At 46.6% G+C, this 1,279-nt stretch carries 1 protein-coding gene; it reads left to right on the plus strand.

Annotated features, from left to right (window positions below; genetic code table 11):
- Positions 1-93: 93 nt before the first annotated feature.
- Positions 94-1,279: MSHA biogenesis protein MshI (locus R7035_RS25450; protein ID WP_318146348.1), on the plus strand; the 1,186-nt coding region annotated here is incomplete at its 3' end.

Consider the following 1,279-nt stretch of genomic DNA (forward strand, 5'->3'; position numbering starts at 1 on the left):
TCCTCGTCCACAAACAGCGCAACATTCTCAATCAGAATCCCAAGTTAAATTGGGAAGACGAAATCGCTGGCGGAAAAAATAAAGATAATAATCATGGAATTTAAAGCAGTATTCGACAAGCTGATGCGATCATCTGGTGGTGGTCGCTCTTGCTTTTTGGTTATTCAGCCAGACGCAGTTTATTTATCATCACCAGCTAAAAGTGGCCGTCCGTCTCAGTTTGAAATTTCTGAATCAAATTGGGAACGCGCTGTTGAGCAAGCGTTAAGCGTTGCCGCGAGCGCTTATGATTCTCTGACCGTAGTGCTGTCACACAACTACTATCAGATGTATCAAATCGACAAGCCAGCCATGCCACGCCAAGAGTGGTCGGCGGCGCTGCCTTTTTTACTCAAAGAGCTTATTTCTGAGCGTGCCATCGACATCATCGCTGATGCGGTAGAGCTACCAAACTCAAGTAAAGTGCAAGCTTATGTTTTATCAAGAAAGATGCTTGATAAAATTGTGCTACTGGCTAGTCGTGCTCAATTGCCGTTAGAAGCGATCATTCCGGAAGATGATGTTTGGGGTGATACCGCTGGTGAGCTTGGTAACTTTTTGTTGCTGCAACGTAGCGCGCGTGGGCATTTCCGCATCAGTGCTTTTGTTGAGCACACCATTGCATTCCATCGTTCGATTCGTAGCGTGACACCTCCTCTTACTGGCGTACCGTCAAGCGAGCTACAGATGGACAGTTTGTCTCTGGAGCTGCAACGTTCGATAGATTACCTCTCTGCTCAGCTTCGTCAGGTTCAGTTACACCAATTGAAAGTGTGCTGTGATGAAGAAGATGAGAACGAATTGGTTCAGTCGCTTAACTACCGCTTAAGCACCAAAGTATCGTCACTACTGCCTGAAGAACATGAACTCTCTGGTCATGTGCTTGCGGATGCGGCGGCGGCGTCTACAAATCGACGCGTCAATCTATATCCTGATCATTTAAAGCCGAAAAAAGATCTCCTTACGCTAAAAAATGTGGCGATTTCTTGGGGTGCGGCTGCGGCTGTGATTCTGTTGTCTTACGGCTACGTGTCTTGGCAAAGTGAAGGTTTGGAAGATGAAATCGCGATTGTGAAAGGCAAGGGCGATATTCTTAAATCTGACTTAGATTACTACCAAGTGAAGCTGCGAAAGCATCAGCCTGATCCAAATAAGTTAGCGGCTAAAGCGCGTCTAGAGCGGGAAGTCAAAGCTAAGCGAGATTCCTTGAAAGCGGTGGGCAAGTACGATGAATCGCAAC

The sequence above is a fragment of the Vibrio sp. 1731 genome (assembly GCF_033339955.1).
Lineage (GTDB): Bacteria > Pseudomonadota > Gammaproteobacteria > Enterobacterales > Vibrionaceae > Vibrio > Vibrio alginolyticus.